Annotated in this window: 15 protein-coding genes; 2 read left to right on the forward strand and 13 right to left on the reverse strand. The window is 54.3% G+C overall.

What is annotated here, in order from left to right; all coding sequences use genetic code 11:
• Nucleotides 1–2 precede the first annotated feature (2 nt).
• The gene (locus R3C20_05520; protein MEZ6039944.1) at nucleotides 3–821 is read left to right on the forward strand and encodes a hypothetical protein; all 819 of its coding nucleotides are present in this window, start codon (nucleotides 3–5) and stop codon (nucleotides 819–821) included.
• A 167-nt stretch (nucleotides 822–988) separates the two neighbouring features.
• On the opposite strand, the gene folD is transcribed toward R3C20_05520, so the two are convergent.
• The 10 genes from folD to R3C20_05570 all read right to left on the reverse strand — a co-directional run bounded on the left by folD (nucleotide 989) and on the right by R3C20_05570 (nucleotide 11,194).
• On the reverse strand, nucleotides 989–1,852 hold the full coding sequence (gene folD / locus R3C20_05525; GenBank protein ID MEZ6039945.1) for a bifunctional methylenetetrahydrofolate dehydrogenase/methenyltetrahydrofolate cyclohydrolase FolD: 864 nt from the start codon (nucleotides 1,850–1,852) through the stop codon (nucleotides 989–991).
• A gap of 115 nt (nucleotides 1,853–1,967) precedes the next feature.
• The gene (locus tag R3C20_05530; protein MEZ6039946.1) at nucleotides 1,968–3,227 is read right to left on the reverse strand and encodes a 6-phosphofructokinase; all 1,260 of its coding nucleotides are present in this window, start codon (nucleotides 3,225–3,227) and stop codon (nucleotides 1,968–1,970) included.
• A gap of 183 nt (nucleotides 3,228–3,410) precedes the next feature.
• Complete coding sequence (locus R3C20_05535) at nucleotides 3,411–4,037, reverse strand: macro domain-containing protein (GenBank protein MEZ6039947.1); 627 nt, start codon at nucleotides 4,035–4,037, stop codon at nucleotides 3,411–3,413.
• Between the two features lie 31 nt (nucleotides 4,038–4,068).
• Nucleotides 4,069–4,629, reverse strand: a complete 561-nt coding sequence (locus tag R3C20_05540) for a hypothetical protein (protein MEZ6039948.1) — start codon at nucleotides 4,627–4,629, stop codon at nucleotides 4,069–4,071.
• On the reverse strand, nucleotides 4,626–5,405 hold the full coding sequence (locus tag R3C20_05545) for a biotin carboxylase N-terminal domain-containing protein (protein MEZ6039949.1): 780 nt from the start codon (nucleotides 5,403–5,405) through the stop codon (nucleotides 4,626–4,628). The genes R3C20_05540 and R3C20_05545 overlap by 4 nt, the downstream gene beginning before the upstream one ends.
• Nucleotides 5,406–5,432: 27 nt before the next feature.
• Entirely contained in the window at nucleotides 5,433–5,945 is a 513-nt protein-coding gene (gene accB, locus R3C20_05550; GenBank protein ID MEZ6039950.1) for an acetyl-CoA carboxylase biotin carboxyl carrier protein, read from the reverse strand.
• A 204-nt stretch (nucleotides 5,946–6,149) separates the two neighbouring features.
• On the reverse strand, nucleotides 6,150–7,247 hold the full coding sequence (locus R3C20_05555) for a Xaa-Pro peptidase family protein (GenBank protein MEZ6039951.1): 1,098 nt from the start codon (nucleotides 7,245–7,247) through the stop codon (nucleotides 6,150–6,152).
• Between the two features lie 167 nt (nucleotides 7,248–7,414).
• Nucleotides 7,415–8,557: an aldose epimerase family protein gene (locus R3C20_05560; protein MEZ6039952.1), complete on the reverse strand. Its 1,143-nt coding sequence runs from the start codon at nucleotides 8,555–8,557 to the stop codon at nucleotides 7,415–7,417.
• Nucleotides 8,558–9,131: 574 nt separating this feature from the next.
• Nucleotides 9,132–10,766, reverse strand: coding sequence for a methionine--tRNA ligase (gene metG, locus R3C20_05565; protein ID MEZ6039953.1), 1,635 nt, complete (start codon nucleotides 10,764–10,766; stop codon nucleotides 9,132–9,134).
• Nucleotides 10,688–11,194 carry a class I tRNA ligase family protein gene (locus R3C20_05570; protein ID MEZ6039954.1) on the reverse strand — a complete coding sequence of 169 codons (507 nt, stop codon included), beginning with the start codon at nucleotides 11,192–11,194 and terminating at the stop codon, nucleotides 10,688–10,690. The genes metG and R3C20_05570 overlap by 79 nt, the downstream gene beginning before the upstream one ends.
• Before the next feature lie 551 nt (nucleotides 11,195–11,745).
• On the opposite strand from R3C20_05570, the gene R3C20_05575 reads away from it, so the two are divergent.
• A complete protein-coding gene (locus R3C20_05575) occupies nucleotides 11,746–12,693 on the forward strand; it encodes a hypothetical protein (GenBank protein ID MEZ6039955.1) in 948 nt (315 codons plus the stop codon).
• 23 nt (nucleotides 12,694–12,716) lie between these two features.
• Here the strand turns inward: R3C20_05575 and R3C20_05580 are convergent, their stop codons facing one another.
• The 3 genes from R3C20_05580 to R3C20_05590 all read right to left on the reverse strand — a co-directional run bounded on the left by R3C20_05580 (nucleotide 12,717) and on the right by R3C20_05590 (nucleotide 21,305).
• Nucleotides 12,717–14,855: a bifunctional serine/threonine-protein kinase/formylglycine-generating enzyme family protein gene (locus R3C20_05580; GenBank protein ID MEZ6039956.1), complete on the reverse strand. Its 2,139-nt coding sequence runs from the start codon at nucleotides 14,853–14,855 to the stop codon at nucleotides 12,717–12,719.
• 428 nt (nucleotides 14,856–15,283) lie between these two features.
• Nucleotides 15,284–18,274: an FG-GAP-like repeat-containing protein gene (locus tag R3C20_05585; protein MEZ6039957.1), complete on the reverse strand. Its 2,991-nt coding sequence runs from the start codon at nucleotides 18,272–18,274 to the stop codon at nucleotides 15,284–15,286.
• A gap of 94 nt (nucleotides 18,275–18,368) precedes the next feature.
• A complete protein-coding gene (locus R3C20_05590) occupies nucleotides 18,369–21,305 on the reverse strand; it encodes an FG-GAP-like repeat-containing protein (protein ID MEZ6039958.1) in 2,937 nt (978 codons plus the stop codon).
• Nucleotides 21,306–21,648: the final 343 nt, after the last annotated feature.

Raw genomic sequence — 21,648 nt, forward strand, 5'->3', positions numbered from 1 at the left:
GCATGACAAAACAGGATCAGACGTTCCAGGCAGAAAGGCCAAATTCCCGCCCTCGATCGGTTACGTGGGTCATTGTTTCCCTCACCGTGATTATGTGTGCGTTTTGGGTGACGTACCGCACACTTTTGAGTCGTTTGGATTTGACGGATACGACGGACGCGAAAAGCGTCGGAGTGCTCTCATTCCGTCAGCGATTGCCAACCAATGGAGAATCAGATCTGGTTAGTGTCGAAGCAGCAGCTGTGGTCGGCAGAGTGACGATTGCCGGAAAGGAGCCGGACAATAATTCCAATGCACTGCGATTCAGTAACATCGTGATCTACATCGATGGTCGCGACCAGCTGCAAACGGGTGAAGAAGCAACATCAGTTGTGCTTGATCAAATCGAAATGGCGTTTGTCCCTCACGTTGTCACACTTCACGTGGGGCAAAGTCTGGAAATCAGAAACAGCGATTCTTCACTGCACAATGTGAATGGGCTGGCAAAGCGAAATCCGCCGTTCAATGTGGCGCTCACGCCTGGAGCTTCGGATTCGATTTCATTTGTACGGGACGAATTTATTCCCGTCGCATGCAACATGCATCCCCGGATGGCTGCGTGGGTTGCCGTCCTGCCGAATCGATTTCATACCAGGCCCGATGCGCGAGGTCAGTTTAAATTGCCAATGCTACCGCCTGAGGAATCTCAGCGGGATGGAGTTCGACGTCTTCTTGTTTGGCTTGAAAATCCCTATCCACCAAACAAACCACACAGGCTAAGCATCGATATCCCACTGAAACCTGGTTACGTGACGGATGTCACGCTGAACCTGAACCGATAGAAGCTTCATAAAGATACAATGTGAAGTGTCTGCAGGGTGAAAAGCGAAGTGTGGTACGTTGAGGTTCCTGCGTTTTCCGACTGATAGCGGGCCCAGTCGCGCCAGAAACAAAAAGCGTACCAGGAACGAAAATCGTACCGGGAACGTTGGCCAGCCAGGTCGCGCGACTATCCGCCGACGGTCAATTGTATTGCAGCTATCAGCGTATTTCTCAGCAGCATTGCAATAGTCATCGGCCCAACGCCACCAGGAACGGGTGTGATCGCCGAAGCAATTGCAGCGGCCGCTTCAAATTCGACATCGCCCACCAGACGGTCCTGAACGCGGTTGATTCCGACATCAATCACCACTGCCCCGGGTTTCACCATGTTGCCCTTCACGAATTCCGGGATACCTACCGCCGCAATAAGAATATCTGCCTGCCGAGTGATAGAGGCGATGTCACGTGTTCGACTGTGGCAGATTGTCACAGTCGCGTCTGTACCTTTCTGCAGAAGCAGGGCGGCCATTGGTTTGCCGACAATATCACTGCGGCCGATCACGACAGCGTGAGCGCCACTGGTTTCAACGCCTTCATACTCCAGCATCTTCATCACACCATGGGGAGTGCAGGGAAGGAATCGAGGGCGTCCCTGAAGCATCAGACCGACATTCTCCGGGTGAAACCCGTCGACATCTTTGGAAGGCAGGATGGCGTCCAGGATCAGAGTTTCATCCAGATGTCCGGGCAGTGGCAGCTGCACCAGAATTCCGTGCACCGAGGTGTCGTCATTCAGTTGCTCAACCAGAGACAATAACTCCTGCTGAGTGGTGGTGTCCGGCAAACGATGAAGGACGCTGCCTAAACCCGCTTTCTGGCATGCTCGTTCCTTGTTTCGCACGTAGACCTGGCTGGCGGGATCGTTACCCACAAGAACTGCTGCCAGTGTCGGAATCACGCCGGTTGATTCAATAAAAGCGGCAGCCTCAACGGCCACTTCATCCTTCACCACCTGCGATATCTTTTTTCCATCAATCATTCTTGCGGACATAACACCGACGGCCTTCGATTGGCAACAGACGAAGTGGACGAAGCAAACTTGCGATGGTTGCAACAGCAAAGCCCGACTCGTGAGAGTCGGGCTCAACCAAAGCTAACCGATGCCATCAGTCATTGATGCTTGTTTCAAGAAACCGAGCCAGTTTGTGGAAGTCGCTCCCTGCCGGAATGAAACGCACTTTCGTCACCAGGGTTTCAGGGTCAACCAGTTTTTCGAAGGGTACGTAGTGCAGGTCCAGCTGCCCTGAAACGGACACCATCACTCCGTTGTGCTTTTCTTCACACAAAGCTCTGTAGGCCCCAACCCCCAGCTGGCTTCCCAGCATCACGTCGAATGCGTGCGGTCGAGCACATCGGCATTCGTACCCAAGCTGCAATCCGGTGACTTTTCGTTTAACGCCTGTCTGAGATTCGTACCGAGCGGCGGCGCGTTTCGCAAACATCTTGCCGAGGTCAACATGCGCAACTGAGATGTGACCATGGTCGTCTCGCGGCACGTCTTTCAACGCTTCGTCCGGCAGGTATTCTGCCAAACCTTCGGCAAGAACAATGACACCGTATTCCTTGCCCTCTTTCTCCTGTCGATATCGCATAACACGGACAATCTTGTCAACTACCTTGTCGATGTCCATCACTTTGCGCGTCGAGGTGGAATCCGCAGACAGGTACTTCTCGTTGATATCCTCCACACTGATCACGAGGCTGGCTTCACCAGCAATGGCCGCACCATACGCGAGCCAGCCGGCGCTTCGCCCCATCGATTCCACCATAAAGTAGGCTCGAGCGGCTTCGGCATCAGCGTGCAGATTGCTGATTTCTGTTCCCAGTGTTTCGACTGCGGTAAAGTAACCAAAGGTAAAGTCGATCCCCATGTAGTCGTTGTCGATTGTCTTCGGCACGTGAACAACCGGCATCCGTTTCTGATCTGCCGGCAGTTTGTCCTGGTACATCTTCAGTTTATTCGCGGTCTTCAGAGTGTCATCGCCACCGATTGACACCAGCGCGTCGACGCCGATTGACCGTAACCCCTCGTAGACTCGTTTCATCGGTGCAGATTTTTCTGCATCTTCAAGATGTTCGGGAGCAGTGATATGCTTCCCCGGATTGGCTCGGGCTGTGCCGATCAGGATCCCCTGCTTGCTTCGTGTCCGTCGAAGCATAACTTCAGTCAGCTTCATGTAATGGACACCTTCGATCAGCGGCTGACTGGGGGCAAAATCAATCAGGTTTGAATAACCATATTTGATGCCAACAACTTCAATGCCGTTTTTGATGCAGGAGATCGCACAAGTTGAAATAACTGCATTGGCTGCCGGAGCCGGGCCACCTGCAAACAGCAACGCAACGCGCTTAATACCGTGAGACATTGGGAACTAAATCCTTGAAGGCAAAAAGTAACGAGAGGTCATTTCGCAACCCTGCTCCCTGTAGTGATTCCGGAGAATCCAACGAGTTTCCAGAAGCCTCTCAACTTCCGCGATGGGTTGTGACTTGAATGTGTTGCCGGGAAGGTGGCGGCTGGAAAAGTTTTCCTCCGTCACACAGAGTCGTCAGCGTACGACCTGCCTGTCTCCGTCCCATGCGATTTGTTTCTCACGGTTCACCACCATGTCCCAGTCCATACGGTGTGGCGGATTCAGGTAGTGACGGAATGCCGCCGACATTTGTCGTGCAACTTCCCAGTAACTGACACCACCAAATCCTGCACCCAGGGCCGGAAACACAATCGTGTTGATCCGATTTGAATCGAAGTGCTGAGTATTGTGCCGATAGACGGCAAGAAATGCTGCCCAGGTGGCAACATAAACGTGACCAGTCCCGTCAATCGATCCCGGCACCCTCATTGTTGGAGTGTGAGCGACAAACGGATAATCAGGCGTACCTGTGCTTTGTACGAAACTTGTCCCGACGGGTTGTTCTCCCAGATATTCATCCATGATTCGAAACTGAATCGACTTCATCAGTTCTTCACCATGGAAACCAACAACTGCGGCGTCAATTCCCGCGGTCATGATTCCGTAGCAATTACCAGCCGTCACAAAACAGTCGTGTGGCGGCAACTGCTCAAATCGTGTGTTCAGAATCCGCACCTCCGACAGGCCCGAAAAGTGATTCCTCCAGGCCGAACACATGTGCTCGTCCGGATGGACTAACCACACTTCAACTGGTAACGGCATTTGAAGGGTTTCTGATGATCCTCTCGATCGTTTACCAGGTTCGTTCGACAAACGTAGTGTCGACAGTTCCTTCAACGAACGCCGAATGGTTAAACATTTTGCGAGCCAGTGGCAGCGTCGTCTGAATTCCTTCGACCACAAATTCTCTCAAACAACGCTTCATACACTGAATCGATTCGTCCCGCGTGGGTTTGTGGACAATTAGCTTTCCGATCATTGAATCGTAATACGGACTGATGCGGTATCCTTCGTACACGTGCGAGTCAAACCGCACTCCCAGACCGCCCGGCAGGCGAAGTTTTGAAATGGTTCCCGGACTTCCTCGGAAGTCATTGTCCGGGTCTTCTGCATTCACACGCAGTTCGATCGCGGACCCGGTGCACTTGATGTCTTCCTGAGTAAACGGCAACGGTTCTCCGGCTGCTACCAGAATCTGCTGCTTGATCAGGTCAATCCCCGTCACCATTTCCGTGACGGGATGTTCCACCTGGATTCGGGCGTTGACCTCAATGAAGTAGAAGTTGAAATTCTTATCCAGAATGAATTCCACCGTACCGGCATTCTGATACCCAGCCTCTTGAATCAGCTTCACGCGCAGTTGCAGATGTTCATACGAACTTCGTGCGGCAGATTCGGGGCGGGGCTTTCCTCAATCAGTTTTTGGTGGCGACGCTGCATTGAGCAATCACGTTCCCACAGGTGCACGGCGTTACCATGCGAATCCGCAAGAACCTGAACTTCAATGTGGCGTGGCTTTTCGATGTATTTTTCCAGATAGACACCGGCATTCTTGAACGCTTTTTCAGCTTCGGCAGATGCAGCCTGCAGACCGGCTCGCAATGAGATTTCATTGCCGGCCACTCGCATACCCTTTCCACCTCCACCCGCCGTAGCCTTAATCAGAACCGGATATCCGATTTTGTCCGCGATGCGTACAGCTTCTTCGACATCCGTGATCAGACCATCGCTTCCCGGAACGCATGGCACGCCAGCCTGCATGGCGATTTCGCGTGCGCTCACTTTGTCTCCGAGCTTTGCCATGGCTTCATGGGGCGGGCCGATGAATTCGATATTGCAGCTTCGGCACACTTCGGCAAAGTGGGCGTTTTCAGCGAGGAATCCATATCCCGGATGGACGGCCTGAACGTTGCCGACTTCAGCCACACTGATAATCCGATTGATCAGCAGGTAGCTGTCTGATGCTGCCGCCGGGCCGATACACCAGGCTTCATCAGCAAGTTCGAGATAATGGGCACCTCGGTCGGCTTCACTGAAGACCGCAACCGTTTCGATACCCAGCTCACGACAGGCACGAATAATTCGAAGGGCGATTTCGCCGCGATTCGCAACCAGAATTCGTTGAAACATGAACGGTTATCTTCCTTGCAGGAGTCGTTAGATCGCTTCCAGGCGAAACAGCGGCTGTCCAAATTCGACAGCAGCGCCATTCTCTACCAGGATCTCAACAATTCGTCCTGACTTTTCAGCCTTAATTTCGTTGAATACCTTCATGGCTTCGATCGTGCAGACCACTGATTCAGGCTTCACCACGGTTCCGATTGTCACGAACGGCGGCTCTTCCGGATTCGGAGCCGCATAGAATGTGCCAACCGTCGGGGCTGAAATTGTAATCCCCGCAGGTTTTTCTGCCGGGACCGCAGGAGCTGCCGCCGGTGCCGTTGCTTGTGGTGCGGCAGGAGCCGGTGCGGGCGTCATCATGGGAGCAGCCATCGGCATAGCAGCACCGTAATTGACCGTTCGAGGACCGCGTCGGACCTTCCATGATTCCTGCTCGTTCTGCAGATTGGCTTCGGTAACGCCAAACTTCTCCATTAACTGCAGCAGCTTCCGGAATTTCTCCAGATCAAACGATCCACCTTTGTCTTCGTTTTCGCCGGGCTTTGCCATTGAGTCCATTGCCTCCAGAGACGCCAAATCTTACCCCGTCAATGCGGGGGGAATGAATTGCTGAAACGCCCAATTGCGGGATGCATCGGCGGCGGATGATTCACAGCCAGCGTGCAGTGTGTGCACGTCGAACCGCGCGGAATTCCTCCGCAGACCGCCGATACGGTGCAAAGCTTCGTGGAGTTTGCCCATTTATGCAAGGAATCAGACGATTGACGACTCGAAATCCCGAGGAACGGAGGACATAACCTCACATCCATCCTGCGTGACCAGTACATCGTCCTCAATCCGGACACCAAACTTGCCGGGAAGATAGATGCCCGGTTCCACCGTCACCACCATTCCAACCTCGAACACCTGAGTCGCAAGGGGGCTCATGCGTACAGATTCGTGGATCTCAAGACCGAACCCGTGGCCCAGTCCGTGACCAAAATATTTCCCGAATCCAGCGTCAGCAATCATTCCCCGGGCGATCGCGTCAACCGCCCGGCACTCCACACCGGGACGAATGGCCGCGATTGCGGCCTGCTGGGCCTGCAACACCGTCCCATAGACCCGCTGCATCTGCCGAGTTGGTTTAGCGGTAAAGAAGACGCGAGTAAGGTCGCTTCGGTAGCCACTGGGAACCGCTGCGCCCCAGTCAATCAGCAGTGCAGGACTATCGCCTACGCAACGATGCCCCGCATGCGCATGTGGCAGTGCGCCAGTGGGACCGACTCCAATGATTGGCTCGAAGGCCGGTCCCGTTGCCCCGAAATCGCGCATGGCGGCTTCCAGAGCGTAACGGATTTGTATTTCTGTCAGATCCGGTCGCAAAGTGCTGCGGACCACTCCGATCCCGCGCTCGGCGATCCGAATGGCTTCACGTGTTTGCTCCAGTTCCCATTTATCTTTCACAGCCCGCAGCGTCTCAACGACGCCGCTGCACGCCGTCAGTTCCGTGGATGGCAAATGTTCCGAGATCGTCTGGTGCTGAGCAAATGAGAGGTGGTCAGATTCGAATGCCAGCCGGCTTACTTTCGCTTTTCGGCAGACGTCAGCAATCACGTCGTTCATCGTGCGCGATGCATCACGAATGATGACCTCCAGGTCTGCACATTCTTCGGCCAGCTGAGTTTCATACCGAGTATCGCTGAGCATGAATGCATGCGAACCGGTCAGCAGTAACCACGACGAATCTCCGGTGAACCCTGTCAGATAGCGGACATTAGCCAGACCGGACACCAGAATCGCATCGACCGAAAGGGACTTTAACTGACGTGTGACTTTACTGCGGCGAGCGGAATGATTGGGAGACGACATGAAGAGGGTCTTTCAGACTCGAACCAGACATAATAGGTCAGTGCACTTAACCCGTGGCGCAAAAAGATCTCTTCAGGCCGAATGGCTCTGCTTTTCCGCCACGGGTCAATCCATCCAGCAGGCGACCTGGTTTCGGCCGCCTGATCTCTGGATCAACAATGCACCAACTATTCTTTGGCCTCGACCGGGCCGGCAGATTTTTGAGTGCCAGCAGTGCCTTCCGCGCCTTCCACTGCAAACTGATAAGCCGTTGTCGATTCGAAGGTTTCCCCGGGCTTCAGGATCGTGTTCGGGAAGTTAGGATGGTTGACGGAGTCCGGATAATGTTGCGTTTCCAGGCACAGTGCAGAGCGGTGGGCGTAGACCTTGCCCCCTTTGCCCTTTTGGCCTTTCAGAAAGTTGCCCGAATAAAACTGAATCCCGGGCTGATCGGTCATGACACGCATAATTCGGCCTGAAGTTTTCTCTTTCAGGACGGCAGCCAGGCCCAGCCTCTGGTCAGCTTCCTTTTCGTTCAGGACGAAGTTGTGGTCATACCCAATCGCGCCAGTATCGTTCAATGGCTCAATGCGTTTGCCGATCGGCGTCGGCTTGCGGAAATCCAGTTCCGTTCCTTCGACAGATTCGATCTTACCCGTTGGAATCAGCGTTTCGTCGGTTGGTGTGTATCGATCTGCATTCAGACGAAGCACATGATCAAGCACCGTCGCGCTGCCTTCACCCGCCAGATTGAAATAGGCGTGGTTTGTCAGATTGACAGGAGTGGCTTGATCTGAAGTCGCCTTGTAGCTGATAGCGATCCGATTTTGATCGGCCGGGACAAAGAAACTCACAGTCACGTCCAGGTTGCCGGGATACCCTTCTTCTCCGTCCGGGCTCGTGTAGGAGAATCGGACGCCCTGGCCTTTGTCATTGCTGTAAGGCTTTGCCTTCCAGACGACCTTGTCCAGACTTCGCTCTACTCCCCCATGCAGATGGTTGGGTTCATTGTTGATGGCCAGAGTATATTCTTTGCCGTCCAGAGTGAACTTGCCTTTTGCGATGCGATTACACACCCGACCTGTTGTGCACCCGAAGTACTGGTTATCTTCAGATTCATAGCCGCTGACGTCGTCAAAACCCAGCAAAACGTCGGCGTTTTTGCCGTCTTTGTCCGGCACGTGCAACTGAACCAAAGTGGCGCCTCGAGTCATGATTCTTGCAACCAGACCCTTGTCGCTTTTCAGGGTAATCAAATCGACGGCTTCACCCGACTTTGTCTTGCCAAACGGTTCAACAGTCGGTTCAGCGCCAGAAGAAACGGATGACATCCAAACAGCTCCGACAATCAAAGAAAAACAGAAAGCTTTCATCGAGACATTCGCCTTTCGTGGAAGAAACATCTTTGCAGGCGGATTAGAAGCGACCTGCGTCAGCCTGGCAAGCGATGCCCTGGAATGGTGAAAACGCCCCACGCATTGCCAGAGCCTAAGGTTTCCGATCCGCGTTCGACATTCGAGAGCCTCGAGCGTCACTGGCGCAGCCTGCCAGCACCTGGCATCATTCTGAACTCGTGAAATGATCGGCCCGAGAACTGAGGCGATGGAGCCGTGTCAAATCGGACCGAACGATTTCATTGGTGGCTGCTCGGTCGGTGCCGGAGAATGGGCGACCCATTCTCCGGAGCAGACTCAACCCGGCGACATGCCACCGACGCATGGCATCGAAACTAACTTAGCTGTCCGTTGCAAAACCGGGAGCAAAACCGGGACAGGCAGGCAGGACGACCGGAAACCGTCGTGTTTTAAGGTCTCCTGTTCGAGCCAGTCCCGTTTTTCAACGGGGGCCACTAAACTAACGGTCGCATCTGTGGTCAGGAATGCACCGTTGTGATCGCTGGCGTCATCAATGAACGCGCTGTCCCGGGACGGATCCCGAATCCGGCGAAAGAAGAAAGACTTCTGTGCCGCCACTTCCGCTGGCACAAACCATCCCCTGGCTCAATCCAAACTTCATCTGCCGCGGTTTCAGATTAGCGACGCAGATCACCAGGCGGCCAACAAGATCTTCCGGTTTGTACGCCGCTTTGATACCGGCAAATACATTGCGAGTTTCGCCGCCTCCGAGAGAAAGAGTCAACTGAAGTAACTTGTTGGCACCTTCCACGTGATTCGCTTCAATGACGCGAGCCACCCGCAGGTCCACTTTGACGAAGTCATCAATGGTGCATTCATCAGCCAGTGGTTCGTTCGCCAGAGCATCTCCGGCATCCTTCCATTGGTCGGCTGCGTGAAATGTCGGGCCGGTAGCTTCTGCTTCGGAAGCGTTTTCTTCCTTACTTTCTTCGATCATGGCTTTAACCTGAGTTTCCTCAATCCTTTTCATCAAGTGTTGAAACGCACTGACCGGAGAACCAGTCAGCGGCGTTTGTGAATCGCTCCAGTGTTTGATCGGTGCATTCAGCAGCTCAGCCGTTTGCTGCGCCAGATTTGGCAGCACAGGTGCCAGATACGTGACGATCTGCCGAAACAGGTTTAGTGTCACCGTGCAGACATCACGCAGTTCAGCCGATCGTTCGGCATCTTTACGAATGACCCATGGCTGTTTGTCGTCGACGTATTTGTTGGCTCGATCAGCCAACGCCATGATTTCTCTCATGGCTGCGTTGTAATTGCAGTCTTCATAGAACGCTGCAATCGCATCCCCCCGCTCGGCGGCGTGGGTGAACAGTTCGTCGTCGTCCGGGTAGACGTCAGACAGGTTCTGGCCTGAAAGAAACTTTGCACAACGGCTGGCCAGGTTGACAACCTTGCCCACCAGATCCACGTTGACCTTGGTCACAAATTCATCCAGGTTCAGATCGATATCATCCAGTCCGGAACCAAGCTTGGTCGCGTAGTAGTAACGCAGTGCCGCCGGATCCAGATGATTCAGATACGTCGAAGCCATGACGAACGTACCCCGCGACTTGCTCATCTTCTCCCCGGCCACCGTCAAAAATCCGTGGATGTGAACCTTGCAGGGAAGATTGTGCCCGGCCGTTTTCAGCATGCCCGGCCAGAACAGAGTGTGGAAGTAGGTAATGTCCTTGCCGATGAAATGGTGAATCTCTGCTTTTGAATCCTGCCCCCACCAGTCGTCCAGGCGTTCTCCCCGGCGTTTGCACCATTCCAGGGTCGAAGCAATATAGCCAATCGGTGCATCGAACCAGACGTACCAGTAGTTGCCGGGGCTGTCGGGGATTTCGAAACCAAAATAGGGAGCCGGTCTGGAAATGTCCCAGTCGCGCAGCGGATCACCCAGAAAGTGGCCCTTCAGATAATTAGCAATTTCCGGTTGAAGATGTTCACCCGACTGGCTCCATTCATTCAGAAAACCATGCAGCTGTTCAAGCTCAATAAACAGGTGCTTAGCTGTGCGAACTTCCGGTGTCGCGCCGGATAAAACGCTTCTGGGATCAATCAGATCGGCGGGAGTATAAGCCGCGCCACACTTGCTGCAGTTGTCCCCGGCTGATCGGTCGTCCTGCACTTTGGGCATGTGCCTCGAACAAAGCGGTCTGCCAGAAACGTACCTGCATCCGGGTCAAACAGCTGCTCAACATCTTTCTCAACGACCAGGCCAGCCTTTCGGATTTCGCTCCAGATTCGGTCGCAGCATTCGCGATTCTCCGGACTATTGGTACTTCCGTAGTTGTCGAATTCGATTGAGAATCCACCAAAGTCTTTCAGGTGCGATTCTCGCATATCGGCAATGACCTCTTCTTCGCTGCGACCTTCACGGCGCGCCCGGATCATGATAGCCGTTCCGTGGGTATCATCTGCGCAGAAGAAACGACAGTTGTTGCCTCGCAGCTTCTGAAATCGTACCCAAATGTCGGTTTGGATATATTCCACAAGGTGGCCAATATGAATGTGCCCGTTCGCGTAGGGCAACGCGGCAGTCACCAGAATTTGTCGCTCAGACATGAAGTTAACCTGTTCCTGATCAATCGCTCGACGATTCGCCTGCAACGGTATTACGACGCAAATTCACGCGTCCCGGCGAAAACCTGACCTGGCTGCATTCGCCGTTTGATTCGGGAAGCACCAATTTCCGCGCGAATTGAACAGAACACGACACGGTGGGTCAACCGGCGTTCGGATTTCTTTGATCATGCACGAAAACGGATGAAGCTGACCGTGTTGAAATTTGCCGGCGCCCTGCCTGCATCGACGAGTGCTGACATTCATGTCGGGGGGCCATCCAGTTTCGGATCCAGCCCGAACGGAATGCGTGGGAATTCTGCGGCGAAACTCTGCCTCTCTATCGAACGGGATTTGAATTCGCCACCGAAAACAATCGAATCATTCAGGCAGGATATCCTGCCTGAGTGTCCAAATCTGGTTATTACTTGCCGGGCTGCGGCGTTTGGGGAGTTGGTAAATCACGGGATTAGCGTTAATCTACCCTACTGCAGCCTTGACGAACGACATTTGACGATCTCAATCCGGATTCACCTCACTGGAAAGTTATGTCGATGCCAGGGCCCCCAACACTGACCGTCACCATCAGTCCTGATTGCGCTCTCGTAATGCTGTATGAGATGAATGGACTGTACTACTTCGAAATTGGCGACTGTCCTGATGAAATCATCACTGGCTGGGGCGTTGCCTCGACACCCGTTCCGCTGGGATGTGACGGGGACGAATGCCTTTCGGAGATCGAGCTCTGCAGCCTGCAGGTCCAGCAGGAGAATCAGGTCCAGCAGGAGAATGAGGAACCGCTGGACGGCAAACCGGGCAAACCGGGAAATGTGAAGGTCCAGGTGAAGCATAGCCCGCCACCAGGCACCCCTGCCGAAAAGAACCGTTACCGACAGGAATGGAATGCGTTTAAACGTCGGTTGGATATCTCGAATGGTTCGCATCGCAAAGTGAAAGAAGCCGGGACCGGTCGAGACTGGTTCGAAGCGGTGCTGTCGTCGAGCGATCCAATCGTTGAGGAAGACTGGAACAAGGCCATGAAAGAATTCTCCACAGTTTATTTTGAAGAGAGTTCGACCACGGGAGTAAAGCGGAAATTTCGCGTGCATGACACCGGTCAAAAGTACCAGACCAATCCTGTCATGCCGGCAACGGCTCCCACAGCGGTGAACGCAGCCGCGGTTGACCCGTCTCACGTGGCCGTCCCATACACAGACTTTGGTATTTACGACGGATACGTCCGAGCCAGCGCTGATACGGGTGGCCCCGTGTATTTTATTCTGTATACAACACGCTTGGTTTCCGGGCACACGCTTCGATTCGGTCAGCAGATACGCAGATCAGATATTCCGGGGGGGGCCACCATTAAAGCTGCCGTCTTCAGTGATCGTCATCAATTCTGCCACGTCGTCAAGCCAATTGATGGCTCTTCCGTTGCAAACGTGCCGTTCCTGGTGACAACATTTGAAGAACACCCGGGGAGTTCAGGCGTGTTCCGATAATCCTGTTGACGGTACTCATCCGGCTATTCGAACAGCGGCTTGTCGCTGACACAGCATCGAAATCCCACTTTGGGATCGGACATTTCGGCATCCAGTCGTCGCCGAAACCGCGAGACGCGAATGGCCATTTCGCGGGGAGCATCTTCCGGAGCCGCTCCCCGAATCACCCTGCTTTCGTGCATCAATCGATGGATTGCGGGAGCCTTTGTTTGGGTCCCTGGGTACGGTGCTGGCGTATCCCAGGTCCATTCTGACGCGTTTGAACAAAGTCCCCTGATGGGCCAGTTGCGGCAGATATCTATGGTATTTGTCTCTACCGAAATCACTCCGGTTGGCGGGATCAAGTCCGGATTGTCGCCCCACGGATATTCCGTGGTGCCCCCGTTTGTGGCGACGAATTCAAACTCCGCCTCAAGTGGTAGTCGCTTGCCGATGGCTTCTGCATAGGATGCTGCTGTGAGCCAGGAAATTCCCGTCATTGGCATCCGGGCCTGATCTTCTGTGAATTCAGTTGAGGAAATACGCGTCGCCCGAAAATCCCTCAGAGTCACTTCTGCAGGATCGATGTAAAAGTCGTCAACCCGCCGCCGATGAACGGGAGAAACCACTTCAATATCAGCGCCCATACTAAACTCCCCGCCGGATACCTTCACCATTCCGGATGTAATGAGTTCTCGCTGCCAGATATTCACTGGTGGCAGCACCACTTCCCCCTCAGCGTTCATCGACCATTTTTCAACGCTGTAGACCTGTGATAGCTCCGTGGGATCCTCCGGAACTCTGCGAAACACTTCATGGAAACCAAAGTCAGATATGGAGACGACAAAAAGATAGCGACCAGGTTTCAGAGGCATCGTCAAATCACCATCCGACTCGAACCTGACGATTTCGGATTCAATGGGCTGGGCAGCTTTTGGTTCCAGTGGAACGACAGTCCACTTCGCCACGGGTCTTCCCGGAATCTGCCCCCCGCTCATCGTGAAGGCCATGCGAACGTTGTGAGTTTTCACGGGAGGAGCCTCGATGCGAATGACAGGAGGCAGAACCTCAGGTTCCCGCGAAAGCAATGCCGCAGTTGCAACTGCCAGAATCCCAATCACCACCGACAACGCCGCCACCCACGGATTTCGTTCGCACCAGCGACGGGCCTTCAGGCCGATGCCGGCCGGCCGAGCTGTGATGGTGTGGCCGTCCAGATACCGCTGTATATCGTCGGCCATTTCGCCCACCGAGTCGTATCGGCAAGCAGGGTCCTTTTCCAGAGCCTTACAACAAATTGTATCCAGGTCTTTCGGTACGGATGCATTGACGGACCGTGGACTGCGAACTTCATCCGTCAGGATGCTGTGCAGAAGCGTCCGGGAATTCGTCGCACGAAACGGACGATCATTGGTCAGCAGTTCGTAGAAGATCACCCCCAGAGAATATTGATCGCTGGTCGCGGTGGTTCCCTTCACGTCGCCTCGAGCCTGCTCCGGAGACATGTAGGCGGGTGTACCAATAATTTTCCCCGTTTGCGTAACGGTGATTTCCTGCGGGTTTTCGCGGCGGGCAAGACCAAAGTCAGCAATATGAGGTTCGTAGGATGTATCTATCAGGATGTTGCCCGACTTCAGGTCGCGATGCACAATTCCCTTGTCGTGAAATACCTGAACGGCTCGCAGCAATTTGATCATCAGTTGCCCGGCCTCACGGGGCGGGAACGTTCGTAACTTCAGGACTTCGGAAAGTGCGATGCCATCAATGAACTCTGAAGCGATATAGAATCCGTCTCCATATTGCCCAACTTCATAAACGCTGATCACATTCGGGTGATTGATTGCTGCCGCCGCTCTCGCTTCACGCATGAACAATGCCGCAGAATCCTGAGAGACTCGACCTTCGCGGGGGACCTTGACCGCGACAAATCGATTTAGTTCCGTATCCAGGCATTTGTAGACCGTCCCGAATGCACCTTCCCCCAGGACCTGTCGTACATCAAAATGCCCGATAGACATTCCTTTTTCAGGGATGTAAGTCGTCGTTTCTTCGGCCGAAAGACTGAACTTACTGTTGCAGGATGGGCAGGTAATTGCGTCAAGTGTTGCCTGAGATGCACCCACCGACTCGTCGTGTTCCTCGATGACAATTGGATTGCGACAGTTTGGACAACGGAATTGCATGCTTGGTACTGGCCCTTGACACTCTACATCGAGAACGACTGTTGAACCCGAGTTCTGCGGATCGACCGAGAACAGTTATGTAGTAGGTAGTCCCCTTGTGAGATGGATTCGGGTATCGCGGTCGGTTTCGTAGTTACCAAATCTTCATACGAACCACGTTCTAATCATGCTGGATGACTGATGAGCATCTCAGGAAAATCACAGGCATGCAACCACGATTTGCTCCGGATCTGTGACTATCCCGCACTCGACGATCCTTATTGTCTGGTTCTTTCAGTCTGTAAAGAAAATGCCGTCAAACAGAAAGCTCCCTGCAGCCGGTTTCGAGACAGTGCGACGGAGCCCGCGCGGAGCGCTGTCGTTCGCGATCCCTCAAGTGTAGGCGTTCAGTTCGCACTTGATCCAGCATCGCCGAATGAGGCCGGGCGTCAACGGTTGGCAGGTTCTTCGAACAATCGCGAATGCCCCTCCACGATCGATAAATGCCGGTCTGCCACGACTTCCGTGAAAGTTTGCACCAGCCCGGACGGCCATCGTACACTGAGCTCATCGACCGACGACTGATTACCTAGCCCAAAGATCAGCACTCTTTCGTTGCTGGCCTGGTAGCCGGAACCGGCAGTCAGTTGCCGTGTCCATGTGTTTTCTCCACTTCGCATCGTGACGAAACAGCCAACCGCGTCACGCGACGAATCTGTACCCCACAGCCGCACTTTCAACCAGTGACCACCTTCTTTGGTTTCGTTGGTGAGTAATGCGACTGGGGTTTCGATGTGAGTGATGACCAGGTCGGGGTGTCCATCGTTATTCCAGTCCACGCAGGCGACACTGCGACCGAGCAGTTTTCGAGTAAAATATTCGCCTGCATGCTGCGAGATCTCCTGAAACTGGCCCAGACCCGGATTGCGAAACAGCTGCGGCGGCATTCGATAAGGGATATCCATGTAGCTGAAGTCGTCGAGATGTCCGTTCGCGACCATCAGGTCAACGGCCCCGTCCAGATCAGCATCCAGAAACTGAGTCCCAAAACCCAGCTGATGCAGACCTGGCTGATAAAGCCCCGTGGGGCGTGAAGATTCCACAAAGCTGCCGGGGGCCATCTGCAGGTAGATCGAATTTGCTTCTTCGAAGTAATTCGTCACGAAAATATCAATCATACCATTTCCATCCACATCATCCGCGGCAACACCCATGCAAGCCTGAGCGCGTCCATCACGGTCGAATGCCAGCCCGGCATTCAGCCCGATATCCAGCAACCGCAGTTCATCACCATCGTCTGGTGTCCTGTTGACCAGAAATGCATTGGCAGTGACATCATTTGCCACGAACAGACTTAATCTGCCCGAGCCATCTGTGTCTGCCGCGACAATACCAAGTCCCGGCCGGGCTGGCTCCAGCGCTTCTGCCGCTTGCCCGGACAATTCTTCCAGGCTTTCATCCTGAAGACTGAGGTAAATTCGATCCCTCTCTGCCGGAAATACGCCAGGGACACACGCTCGCAGGACACCTTCCACCCGACAAAGGCGTTCGAACAGATCTTCGCCTGCCAGATAATTGACATCGTAAAGATCCGGACAGCTGTCATCGTTCAGGTCTGCAATCAGGCAACTGGTTGTCCACTGCGTCCCACTGATTCCGACTTCTGCCGTGACATCCCGGTATGTCCCGTCGCCGTTGTTGTAGTACAGGCGGTTCCGTCCAATATTTGCGATATACAGATCGGGCCAGCCATCGCTGTTCATGTCACCGACGGCGACGCCCTGACTGAACCAGCCATCTCCCAGTCCCGCCAGCGTTGTGACGTCCATGAATCGACCAGACCCATCTAACCGAAAGAGTCGGTCGCGATGTTCGGTTGACTCTGTTTCGGGAGGCCATCGACAACCCTGAGTGAGATAGATATCCGCGAAACCATCCAGGTCGAAGTCGGGAATTCCAACGCCGCCGCCAGCGAATTCAAACATCTTCGTTCCAGGTTCCAGTCGATCACGACCATGGAAATACGTGAAATGAAGCCCTGCCTCCTCGGCACGATCCGCAAAATAAATTCCTGTGCCAGACGCAGCTGTCTGGAGCATCTGTTTCGATGGAGATACCACTGTCCAGTCCGGTGCAGGAAACTGCGCCAGGTTCAGATCGATCATCGGTATAGCGTCTGATGCCGTCTGCGGCAGCGTTACGGAAAGCTGTCGGGCCAGCGCCTGCATTTGTTGTCGAGCCTCTTCCTGCGTGGGATCGTTTAACAATACCAGACCACACCAGCCATAGGCTTCCCAGTAGCGACCCAATTGTTGCAGCAAATCGGCGGCTGTCATCATCGTGGTCGTTTCCGATCGATTCAGTGATAACTGGCTCATCGTTGCTGCCAGCTTCTGCAGGAGTCGGGCTCTTTCGGCACAACGCAATCCGGCGGCTGCCAGATCGGGTGACTTCCGGAATTCCTCTGTCGAAGACAGCTGTCCAAGTTGATACAGCGCTGTACGCTGATCCGGATCAATCGTCGCGGCTCTTGCGAAGCAGCCGAATGCCGCCTCGTTTTGACCAGCGTGGATGCACCACAAACCCAGTGTCGTCTGGATATCAGGATGATCCGCCGCCGCTAAGGGAAGCTGAGCACGCCATGCCGGAATCTCTGAAATCCGTTGATCGGCCAGAAGCCGGCCAAGACGCGCCTGCGGCTCAATCCAATCCGGTTTCTGTTGAATCACGTCTCGCAACAGCACCTCCGCCTTCTCTGTCTGCTGTTCGGCGAGCAGGCTGACAGCTTCGGCCAGCGTCACTGCGGTACGTGCATTGTTCGTCTGACGAATTCTTTCCAGTTCCTCCGGAAAAGGAATCAGTGAGTCTCTGGTTCCCAGGCGAATCAAAGTCGAAAACGAAATACGATCCTGTCGAAGTTGTTCGAGAAGATGCGGCGTGGATTCCCAGCGACGCCCCTGCAGGTCAAGGAGGAACGCCAGTCGTTCGTGAGCCATCAGATGATCGGGACGCCGTTGGATCACCTTCCGCAGGGTGACCTCGGCGTCTTCAATGCGTCCCAGAGCCCTGAGTACTTCCGCAGAGGCAAACTGTGCGGTGATGGAACTATCGGAATTGGATTCCGGAACACCGCCGAAAAAATTCAGAGCGTCTTCGAATCGCTCTGTACGCATGGCTGCGTCCCCGGCGATTAAAAGGGTTTGTACGTGGGAGGGATCCTGTCGCAGAGCCTGATCGCAAAGCAAGGCCGCGGCCGGGTAGTCTCCCGCTGCCAGAGCTTCTCGAGCCTGCTGATTCAGAGTCTCCACTGGAACCCTGGACACCACCCCGTTCCACAGTAACACGGCGACAAACGCAACCGCGATGGTAGCAATGAGCAGAGTGAAAGGTCGCCAACCAAACCAACGCGTCGATTTGAGTTTTTCTATTTCTCCCGACATGTCAGCGGGCGTTCTTTCTCACTGCGGGTTGAAGGTCTCCGGGAACAGTTCCACGTTTTACTTGCCAATGCGGTCTGATGGCGTTCGATGCAGCTTAGTCCGGAAGAATTCGCAGCGGTCGGCCTTCGACGACCAGCAATTCCTGATCCAGAGCCGGGGCTGCGAGTGTCTGTACAATACCCGACGGCCAGTGAATCTCCAGTTGATCGATGTGTTGCAGGTCGCCGAATCCGAAGGTCAGTTGTTTCTGATTGCTGGCCTGAAAGCCATCGCCCGCCGTCAAATGGTTGTACCAGACTTTTTCACCCGCAGAGATTCGGACGCGGCTTCCGATGGCATCACGACTGCAGTGGAGCCCACGCAAATGAATCGTCAGGTAATGACCACAGCTGGATGTATGATTTTCAAGCAGCGCCACGGGGTCATCGACGTGAGTCACACACACATCAGTGGCTCCGTCCCGATTCCAGTCGACTCGGGCAATCGCTCGTCCTGCATGCATCTTCTCAAAGTAGGGACCGAGACTACGGGCTGACCGCTCAACAAAACGGTTGCCATCCAGATTCTGAAAGAACTGAGTTGGCATCTGGTAAGGCATGTTTCCGGCCGTGTTCTGATCGAGATGACCGTTGGCAACAATGAGATCCGGCAAACCATCCAGGTTCGCATCGAGGAACTGTGTCCCCCAGCCCATATATCGAAGGCCTGGCAACTCGAGCCCCGCCTGAGCTGCACAATCAATAAAAAACAGGCCCGACTGCTGGAGATAGAAGTTGTTCGGTTCATTAGTGAAATTCGTGACAAATACATCCAGACGACCATCGTGATTAATATCAGCAACAGCCACTCCCATACACGACTGAGCGTCACCAAGACTTCCGAAGGCCAGTCCTGATGAGACACCTTGTTCCGAAAACGTGCGCGTGACCCCGGAAGTCATTCCATCGGGGACAAAGAAGAAATTGGGTTTGTCATCGTTAGCGACAAACAGACTCAATTGGCCAGAGCCGTCGAAGTCTGCCGCGACAACCCCCAGTCCTTTTCCTTCCGGGTGTGTAATCCCTGATTCGCCCGTGACGTCCAGAAACTGACCGTCCCCCTGGTTCATCAGCAACTGATCCTGCTCTGATGGAAAATACTGCAGCGGACATTGAATGGGACGGCCCTGCCGATCACATCGCCGTGTGTAGACGTCATCACCGCCAAGATAATTGACGTGGTAAAGATCAGGAAAAGTGTCACCGTTCAGGTCTGCCAGAACACAACCTGAAGTCCAGACGTCCCCAACGATGCCGGCGTCTATTGTGATGTCAGTGAATGTGCCATCACCATTGTTGTGGTACAGCCGATTCGCTCCGATGTTCGCTAATGCAAGGTCTGCGAAACCGTCGTTATCAAAATCCCCGATCGATGGGCCCTGACTGTAAGCATCGTCACCCAGGCTCGATCCTGACGTACAATCCAGAAACTGCCGGCCACGGAGGTTTCGGAACAGGCCGTCGCGATATTTCGCGCTGGGCGGTGGCCATGTCGTGCCCTGAGTCAAATACAGATCGGGCCACAGGTCACCGTCAAAATCGGTGACGCCAACGCCGCCACCGCTGAATTCAAACATGCGCGCAAGCCCGGACTCCACGTCGTTGCCATTTTGAAATCGAAACAAAAGCCCGTGCGACTGTGAAATATCCCGAAACGACACCTGTGATTCCGGTTCAGCGGCCATGTTTTCTGGAGGCATGCTCCCTGTGGTGTTCCCTGTGGCAGCGGTGACTTCAACTGAATTCCCTGAAACGTCCCGGAAGGCAACCAATGGATAAGAGGCAAGGTCGAAGTGACTGAGCGGTTGTGACTTCGGGAGCGTGAGCGGTGTGGACGGCGCGGGACGCTGAGCCTGATCCAGCAGCGACGGCTGCGACACCCCCTTCTGCGGATCTCTATTCAATGCCTGTTGACACCATGCTGCCGCTTCCCACAACCGCCCTAGTTCTAGCATCAGAGACGCAATTCTGTACATCGTCTCCGCCGATATTGTGCTGTTCGACAAGTCATTGCCCCGCGTTGCCAGGCGGGCCACTTCCTCAAGCTGCTCAAATCGATTCGTAAAAGTCGTTGCCGATTGCGGCTCGCCCGACATCACCAGTGCCTGAGCCATAGAGAAATTGGCTCGCCGATGGTTGGGGTCTCGCAACAGCGCCTCTCCGAAACAACGAATTGCAGAATTCAGTTGCTTTTGTCGGACGGCCCAGGAACCCTTCAGAAACCAGATTTCCGGGTGTGTCTCAGCGGTCTCAGGCAGTTGATTCAGCCACAGCAGGAATGCAGACCGGTCATCTTGCTGAAGCAGGTTGGTGCCCAGCTGCGCCTGGGCTTCGATGTTGTGCGGTGCATCCTGAATGATCTGTTCCAGAATCTCCCGGGCCTGCTTCAATTCCGAATTCCATTGCAGGTAGCGGGCCGGGCCCAGTAAAGACGACATGTCATCGGGTGCCGCCGCTCGACAGAATTGCGCCTGCGAGAATTCCGCTTCTGTCAGTGTGATTCCATCAGGTGCCGCAAGAGGAATCAGGAATTCATTGCCTGAATCGCCGGAACGCAGCAACGCCTCGGCATGTGACTGCAGGTCGTAATAGCGTCCCTGCATCTTCATCAGTCGGATCAGCGACAGATGCGCTTCGGTGCAGGCTGCATCGACGGCGCCATCGCACGACAGCACCTTCTCAAAAGATTGTTCCGCATCGGTACAACGGCCCAAAGCCAGAGATGATCGTGCATCGACCAGCAGGGCCTCCACATTTTTGGGATGGCGTCTCAGTAACTGTCGAGCAAGATCTCGCGCCGTAAGAAAGTCTTCCTTTGCGAACGCATCGCCTGCCTTCGCCAGCATCGCATCCGGGGAGCGGGCGGATGTGATCGACCACCAGGCAACCAGGCAGGCCACCATCCCGAAGACAAGGATCAGGATTGCGACGCGCCCGCATCGAACGACATGAGGTCCGGGAATCACTTGACTGCATCGGGCAGAGAATCGCATTGGTCAGCCTGCGGCTTCTGGTTGTCAACAATTGGCGATTGGTCCCATCGTTCAGGAATAGCCCCTGAAATTTCAGGCGATTCTCCAGCGAGCCGTTCCAAATGGGCATTTCGGTAACAAGTGGTCATTCAAACACATTGTGAACGACTTGCCAATCTGCTGTCACACTTCAGATCCGAATTCGCCCGCTCATGAACTCTGGTTCGCCGTGCAAATTCTGTCAGAACTCTTTCGACTTCAGCTGCCATCTGATTCAGACCCACCCGGCGCCAAGCAATCGGGAACTTCCATTCCCTCAATGCTTCATCGGTCAACCGCGCTTGCCATTCAACTTTCGTATTGA

This window comes from Planctomycetaceae bacterium, assembly GCA_041398825.1.
GTDB lineage: Bacteria > Planctomycetota > Planctomycetia > Planctomycetales > Planctomycetaceae > F1-80-MAGs062.